Origin of the sequence: Anoxybacillus thermarum, from assembly GCF_000836725.1 — a bacterium.
Lineage (GTDB): Bacteria > Bacillota > Bacilli > Bacillales > Anoxybacillaceae > Anoxybacillus > Anoxybacillus thermarum.
The window spans coordinates 1-6,543 of record NZ_JXTH01000094.1; the positions used below are offsets into that span (position 1 = coordinate 1).

Annotated in this window: 4 protein-coding genes, 16 tRNA genes, 2 rRNA genes and 1 pseudogene; 4 read left to right on the forward strand and 19 right to left on the reverse strand. The window is 42.3% G+C overall.

Annotated features, from left to right (window positions below; genetic code table 11):
* From LH47_RS15670 to LH47_RS13920, 4 genes and pseudogenes are all read left to right on the forward strand, one after another.
* Nucleotides 1-144, forward strand: a pseudogene (locus LH47_RS15670) (UPF0236 family protein); the annotation flags it as partial.
* Nucleotides 145-553: 409 nt separating this feature from the next.
* The gene (locus LH47_RS13915) at nt 554-1,549 is read left to right on the forward strand and encodes a tryptophan--tRNA ligase (protein WP_043968533.1); all 996 of its coding nucleotides are present in this window, start codon (nt 554-556) and stop codon (nt 1,547-1,549) included.
* Nucleotides 1,550-2,111: 562 nt separating this feature from the next.
* Nucleotides 2,112-2,582 (forward strand): transposase family protein, encoded by a 471-nt coding sequence (locus tag LH47_RS15675; protein ID WP_084221353.1) that lies wholly within the window; start codon nt 2,112-2,114, stop codon nt 2,580-2,582.
* 37 nt (nt 2,583-2,619) lie between these two features.
* Nucleotides 2,620-3,672, forward strand: coding sequence for a transposase (locus LH47_RS13920; protein WP_235341166.1), 1,053 nt, complete (start codon nt 2,620-2,622; stop codon nt 3,670-3,672).
* Between the two features lie 52 nt (nt 3,673-3,724).
* On the opposite strand, the gene LH47_RS13925 is transcribed toward LH47_RS13920, so the two are convergent.
* From LH47_RS13925 to LH47_RS14015, 19 genes are all read right to left on the reverse strand, one after another.
* Complete coding sequence (locus LH47_RS13925; protein ID WP_084221354.1) at nt 3,725-4,102, reverse strand: phage integrase N-terminal SAM-like domain-containing protein; 378 nt, start codon at nt 4,100-4,102, stop codon at nt 3,725-3,727.
* A 133-nt stretch (nt 4,103-4,235) separates the two neighbouring features.
* Nucleotides 4,236-4,320 (reverse strand) — tRNA-Leu (locus tag LH47_RS13930).
* 51 nt (nt 4,321-4,371) lie between these two features.
* Nucleotides 4,372-4,457 (reverse strand) — tRNA-Leu (locus tag LH47_RS13935).
* A gap of 11 nt (nt 4,458-4,468) precedes the next feature.
* Nucleotides 4,469-4,542: transfer RNA gene (locus tag LH47_RS13940), tRNA-Cys, on the reverse strand.
* An 11-nt stretch (nt 4,543-4,553) separates the two neighbouring features.
* Nucleotides 4,554-4,625: transfer RNA gene (locus LH47_RS13945), tRNA-Gly, on the reverse strand.
* Nucleotides 4,626-4,630: 5 nt separating this feature from the next.
* Nucleotides 4,631-4,705 (reverse strand) — tRNA-Gln (locus LH47_RS13950).
* Nucleotides 4,706-4,722: 17 nt separating this feature from the next.
* A tRNA-His gene (locus tag LH47_RS13955) sits at nt 4,723-4,798 on the reverse strand.
* Between the two features lie 10 nt (nt 4,799-4,808).
* A tRNA-Trp gene (locus LH47_RS13960) sits at nt 4,809-4,882 on the reverse strand.
* A gap of 4 nt (nt 4,883-4,886) precedes the next feature.
* Nucleotides 4,887-4,971, reverse strand: a tRNA-Tyr gene (locus LH47_RS13965).
* 5 nt (nt 4,972-4,976) lie between these two features.
* A tRNA-Thr gene (locus LH47_RS13970) sits at nt 4,977-5,052 on the reverse strand.
* 58 nt (nt 5,053-5,110) lie between these two features.
* Nucleotides 5,111-5,186: transfer RNA gene (locus LH47_RS13975), tRNA-Phe, on the reverse strand.
* Between the two features lie 6 nt (nt 5,187-5,192).
* Nucleotides 5,193-5,268, reverse strand: a tRNA-Asp gene (locus LH47_RS13980).
* A gap of 5 nt (nt 5,269-5,273) precedes the next feature.
* A tRNA-Met gene (locus tag LH47_RS13985) sits at nt 5,274-5,350 on the reverse strand.
* Between the two features lie 28 nt (nt 5,351-5,378).
* Nucleotides 5,379-5,454, reverse strand: a tRNA-Val gene (locus LH47_RS13990).
* A gap of 6 nt (nt 5,455-5,460) precedes the next feature.
* Nucleotides 5,461-5,532, reverse strand: a tRNA-Glu gene (locus tag LH47_RS13995).
* A gap of 21 nt (nt 5,533-5,553) precedes the next feature.
* Nucleotides 5,554-5,644: transfer RNA gene (locus LH47_RS14000), tRNA-Ser, on the reverse strand.
* A 5-nt stretch (nt 5,645-5,649) separates the two neighbouring features.
* Nucleotides 5,650-5,724: transfer RNA gene (locus LH47_RS14005), tRNA-Asn, on the reverse strand.
* A 166-nt stretch (nt 5,725-5,890) separates the two neighbouring features.
* A 5S ribosomal RNA gene (gene rrf / locus LH47_RS14010) occupies nt 5,891-6,007 on the reverse strand.
* A 253-nt stretch (nt 6,008-6,260) separates the two neighbouring features.
* Nucleotides 6,261-6,543, reverse strand: a 23S ribosomal RNA gene (locus LH47_RS14015); the annotation flags it as partial.

A 6,543-nucleotide genomic window follows, 5' to 3' on the forward strand; every position in this document is an offset into this window, starting at 1 on the left:
TCCAAGCGGGTTGAACAGGCCAAACGGAAGGCAGGACGGTTGTGGGCAGATGTGGTGCGTCAGAATCTACCGTGTCTGCAGCGGTCATCCGGGACGCCGATCCATCAAGCGTTGTCGGCGCTTCGGGATTTTGGTTGGGTGTAAAAAAATGGAATACAATATCATCACTTCAAGATGAGGGATGAGAGTCCAAAAGCGCTTACGATATCAATTCCTGAAAATGGTTCGCTAACTAGTGATTGACAACACCCGTAGTGAACCGAAAAAATGTTCTCCACAAAGTCTTGACTGACTCTTCTTAAAATTTTAAATTGCTTTAATATCATCTGATGATATAATATTATAATAAAAAATATTGATTTGTAATACCCCATTAAAATACAATATAAAATATACTTCTAACCTTTAGTAAGTGTATATCCTGATAAGTGCTTTTTATACTCCATAGCCTTTATATATCTACATTCAACTGATATTACCAAAATGTAAAATAATTAACTTATCGATGATTATTGTGTAATTATTACCAAAATTAATATTAGAGGTGATAATAGTGGATAATAAGATTGTTTTGACAGGCATTAAACCAACAGGCAGACCACATTTAGGAAATTACATCGGTGCTATTAAACCCGCGTTAAATTTAGCTAAAGAATTAGAAAGCCTTTCTATATTTTTTATAGCCGATTATCATGCATTAACTTCTATTAAAAATCCTGAATTATTTAAAGAATATACATACGATGTTGCAGCCACTTGGTTAGCAATGGGCCTAGATCCAAACAAGGTGATTTTTTATAAACAGTCTGATATACCACAAATTTTCGAACTTAGTTGGATTCTTTCATGCTTCACTCCCAAGGGATTAATGAATAGAGCTCATGCATACAAGGCTAAAGTCGATGAAAATAAAGCTAAGAATATAGATATTGATATGGGAGTCAATATGGGTTTATTTACTTATCCTATACTTATGGCCGCAGATATTTTATTGTTTAATTCTAATATAGTCCCTGTTGGAAAGGATCAAGTTCAGCATGTAGAAATTGCTAGGGATATAGCAAATGCATTCAATAATTGTTATGGTGAAATATTTACTGAACCGAGTTATTTAATACGACAAGAAACTGCTGTCATTCCAGGATTAGATGGAAGAAAAATGAGCAAAAGCTATAACAACACTATTCCATTATTTTGCGAACCAAAGGAATTAAAGAATTTAATAAACAAAATTAAAACCGATTCCTCATTACCTAATGAACCCAAAAATATTGATTCTCCTTTATTTCTGTTATATAAAGAATTTGCTACTGATGAGCAGATTGAAGAAATGAAAGAAAAATTTATTAACGGAATTCCTTGGGGAGAAGTTAAAAAGGAACTATTTGAAGTCATTAATTCTTTTCTTGAAACTCCACGTAAAAAATATAATTATTTAATGAATAACCGTCATCTAATTGATGAGATTTTAGAAGAGGGCGCAAAAAAAGCCCAAGAAATCTGTATTCCAAACCTAAATAAAATTAAAGAAAAAATAGGTTGTCAATGATCTGATATAAAGATCTATTAAGTAAGCACTATGGAACAGGTCACTAATTACTATGCGAATTGTTCCGTAGGGCTACTAAATCTAATCCTTTAAAGGAATAATGAATGGTAGCTATAAATACACCAAAATTCCCCATTACATTTTGCACAGATCAAACTCACAACTAAATTTTTATAACATTGTATTTATACATACAATGAACATGTTGCAAAACGCATGATGCATGCATCCCTCCTCCCTAAAAAAGAAATATTTCACAACCAAAATAATACAACAATTTTAATAAATTAGGAAATATCTTTGTATGTAAGTCGCTAATATAGTGGTTATTTTATTGTGATCGTGTCCCAAAAATTCTTGGCACGTGGCCGAATCAGTATTGCTTATTTTTACCGTTTATTTACATATAGAAGATGTAAATATAGCCGGCATTATTTTAAATAAAATTCCTGTTTTATACTGAGACTGTAATCAACGGTGATAAAATGGTTCTTACGCTAATTTGGGGAAATGACTTTCTATTAACTACATGGGTATAATAAAAATAAAGGGGTTCGTAACGATGATTAACCTTTCTTGTTCTCCTCTTGATTCAACTATCGAGTTACTAGATGTGTCTGATGTCGATGACAGTTTACGTTTAACGGTAAAAAGCAACCGAGAGTCTTCTTCCTGTCCTGCCTGTCATCATGTTTCTTCTCGCCCGCATAGTCGGCATACACGTGTGATTCAAGATCTTCCTATCGCTGATCGACCTGTTCGACTCCTGCTTATTTCTCGAAAATGGTTTTGTGATGATCCTTCCTGTTCCCTTAAAGTGTTTACTGAGCGTTATGACTGGCTGGCGCCGCATGGCCGCCGTACTCTTCGGGCAGAACACATTTTGCGTCAAATTGCCTTTTCCACGAGTTGTGTAGCTGCAGAAAAGATTGCACAGGCGATTCATCTGCCTATCAGCCATGATTCATTGTTAACGATGATTCACAAAACTCCTATTCCTGTAGAGGTGTCTCCCTTTCCTCGGAGTCGATGATTTTGCTTTTCGAAAAGGCCATACGTATGGAGCGATAATTTGTGATCTTTGCAGTCATCATCCAGTTGCTCTCTTGCCAAATCGGCTGCCGCAAACACTTACTGAATGGCTGAAAACCTATTCCCATGTACAAGTGATGAGCCGGGATGGATTTACAGGATTCCGTCAGGGGATTGCCAATGCCAATCCTTCCATCCTTCAAGTGTACGATCGATGGCATTTTATCGGGAATGCGAAAAAAAGACTGGATTTCCTTCTTTTATCCCTCGTTCCCTCTGTGATGACATGGAGTGAATCGAACACATCTGTTCGTGAAATCGAAATGACAAAGGCAGAAAAGAGGAAAAAGCAGCGCCAGGAACAAAAATGGGCACTCATTCAAGAAATCCAAACAGCTCATCAATCAGGGAAGAACATTTCTAAGCTTGCGAAGGAATATGAGCTGGATCGGAAAACGGTGAAAAAATATCTCCAGTTGACAACTCCGCCACCGATTCATCGACGAAAAAGAAAAACACCGATTTCCCCTTTTTTGAATCGTGTCATCGAGTTAGAAGCGCAAGGTCATACCATTCCGTCTATTGATTCTCTTCTTCGCAAAGAAGGATATTCCGGCACGTTTTCGGCGGTACGAACCTCGGTAGAAAAGATTCGACGGAACCGAAAGAGGAATGATCCATCGATGCTGGAACATCGTATATCAAGGAAACAACTCGCTTATTGGATATGGACTCCGCGTCATCAACTTTCTGAGAAGGAGATTATGGATTTGGAACAATGTCTCGAAAGTTACTCCAATGTTCGACCCATCTATGAAATGGTTCAAGATTATCGCGAAGCGATTCGTCAAGCAGACTACCATCGTTTTTTACGTTGGCTGCGTCATCAGCTTTCGGATTCAAAACAGCCGTTTTATCCATATGCTCGGCGTTTGCGCAGCGATTTGCAGGCCGTAAAACATGCTTTTCTTCTCCCATACAGCAATGGTGTGCTGGAAGGGCAAATCAATCGGTTGAAAACTATTAAACGAATGATGTATGGCCGAGCTGGATTAGCTCTGTTAGAAAAACGTGTTCTCTATAGACTGTAATCATTATTTTAATAAAACAATAAAAATCCCCAACAGGATGATAGGTAATCATTCACCAAAAGAACGTAAGAACCATTTTATCACCGTTGATTACATTAATGCTGACTGTCTTTAATCCTTTCTCTTTCATATACATAATGACATTTCGTTTAATCGTTTCGCCTGTCCATTCATTTACACGCAATTCAATTTCCTGCTCTTTCAGCAGTTTTATAAATGCATTCAATTCACTGCGGTAATATTTAATCGTATGTTCCCGCAAATTTCTTAGTTCGCAATCCTCAATAAATATCTCTAACAATTCCTCAAATGTGTATTCAATTTCTGTGTTGTCATCAGATATTAGCAATAACTCCTCACGACTTAGCTCTCCTCTTCTTCCTCTCTTGCTCTTTCTCTGCAATTTTCTCTCATTTTCTATTCTTTTCACTTTCCATTTCACCTCACCGAACACGATTATACGCACACGATTTTCTTTTCTCGAATCGTATTCGGTAAATAAAAAACAAGGGATTCCACTTACGTGAAACCCCTTGTCCCTAAAGCCTTTTCCCTATTTTCGATGCCGATGGTGGGAGTCGAACCCACACGGGGGGCTACCCCACACGATTTTGAGTCGTGCGCGTCTGCCAGTTCCGCCACATCGGCATGAGACAATTAAATTGTATCATGCAAACTTGCTTTGTCAAGACTTTTCAGTGCCGAGGGCCGGACTCGAACCGGCACGGTAGTCACCTACCGCAGGATTTTAAGTCCTGTGCGTCTGCCAATTCCGCCACCCCGGCGCATAAAAAAATGGAGGCGGCAACCGGATTCGAACCGGTGGTAAAGGTTTTGCAGACCTCTGCCTTACCACTTGGCTATGCCGCCATAAAACGAAGAGCGGAAGACGGGACTCGAACCCGCGACCCCCACCTTGGCAAGGTGGTGTTCTACCACTGAACTACTTCCGCATATATGGCTGGGGTAGCTGGATTCGAACCAACGCATCACGGAGTCAAAGTCCGTTGCCTTACCGCTTGGCTATACCCCAACGTTTTAAAATATACATGGGGCGACTAGTGGGAATCGAACCCACGAATGCCAGAGCCACAATCTGGTGCGTTAACCACTTCGCCATAGCCGCCATGTTCTTTTGGCAGGGGCAGTAGGAATCGAACCCACACCGGAGGTTTTGGAGACCTCTGTTCTACCATTAAACTATGCCCCTAAAATGGTGGAGGGGGACGGATTCGAACCGCCGAACCCAAAGGGAGCGGATTTACAGTCCGCCGCGTTTAGCCACTTCGCTACCCCTCCGCGGATGGTGCCGGCTGCAGGACTTGAACCCGCAACCTACTGATTACAAGTCAGTTGCTCTACCAATTGAGCTAAGCCGGCATAATATGAAGTGCATCAAAATTTTAGATGAAACAAACTAACCCGACATCATTCAAAATGGTGGCTCGGGACGGAATCGAACCGCCGACACAAGGATTTTCAGTCCTTTGCTCTACCGACTGAGCTACCGAGCCATACAATGGCGGTCCCGACGGGACTCGAACCCGCGATCTCCTGCGTGACAGGCAGGCATGTTAACCACTACACTACGGGACCAATATTGGTTGCGGGGGCAGGATTTGAACCTGCGACCTTCGGGTTATGAGCCCGACGAGCTACCTGGCTGCTCCACCCCGCGACGATGAAATAATACACTTTATAACATATGGTGGAGGATGACGGGATCGAACCGCCGACCCCTTGCTTGTAAGGCAAGTGCTCTCCCAGCTGAGCTAATCCTCCAAAAGATGACCCGTACGGGATTCGAACCCGTGTTACCGCCGTGAAAGGGCGGTGTCTTAACCACTTGACCAACGGGCCATATATCATTTCCTAAGTGGCTGGCGGAGAGCAAGGGATTCGAACCCTTGAGACGCTCATCACGTCTACACGATTTCCAATCGTGCTCCTTCGACCACTCGGACAGCTCTCCGTAAATGGCTCCGCAGGTAGGATTCGAACCTACGACCGCTCGGTTAACAGCCGAGTGCTCTACCACTGAGCTACTGCGGAATAGTTTGTTAAGGTTAATCATTGCGCTTCATCAACATGTTATGCAACTTTACTGCCTCTTCCTCTACTCGCATATTCAACGATGATGGATGCGTCGAGGCAACTCGAAGCTTAAACGATGAAGCATCGCTCGTCACTGAGCTACTGCGGAATAATATATCATCTTGCCCGGCAACGTCCTACTCTCGCAGGCGGTGTCCCGCCAACTACCATCGGCGCTGGAGAGCTTAACTTCCGTGTTCGGGATGGGAACGGGTGTGACCTCTCCGCCATCGTCACCGAGCAATAATGCTTTAGACAAATGTTATTATAAAGGAATATTTTCTGTTGTCAAGCTTTTTTTTATTCCTTCAAAACTAGATAACAGGGTTTGCGTAGTCGCCTACGCTTTTCATATTGTCTAGCTTCGAACTAACATCCTCCTACGCCTTCGCTTTTTCCGTTCGACGTGCACGCACGTCTTCGTCAAAAGCTTTTGGCTCCGTCGGATGTTTTCTTGACTACGTCAAGAACCGTTCTTCGCTTTTCTTGTGTGTTTAGTTAAGTCCTCGATCGATTAGTATCCGTCAGCTGCACGTGTCGCCACGCTTCCACCTCGGACCTATCTACCTTGTCATCTTCAAGGGATCTTACTCGCTTGACGCGATGGGAAATCTCATCTTGAGGGGGGCTTCACGCTTAGATGCTTTCAGCGCTTATCCCTTCCGCACATAGCTACCCAGCTGTGCTCCTGGCGGAACAACTGGTACACCAGCGGTGCGTCCATCCCGGTCCTCTCGTACTAAGGACAGCTCCTCTCAAATTTCCTACGCCCGCGAC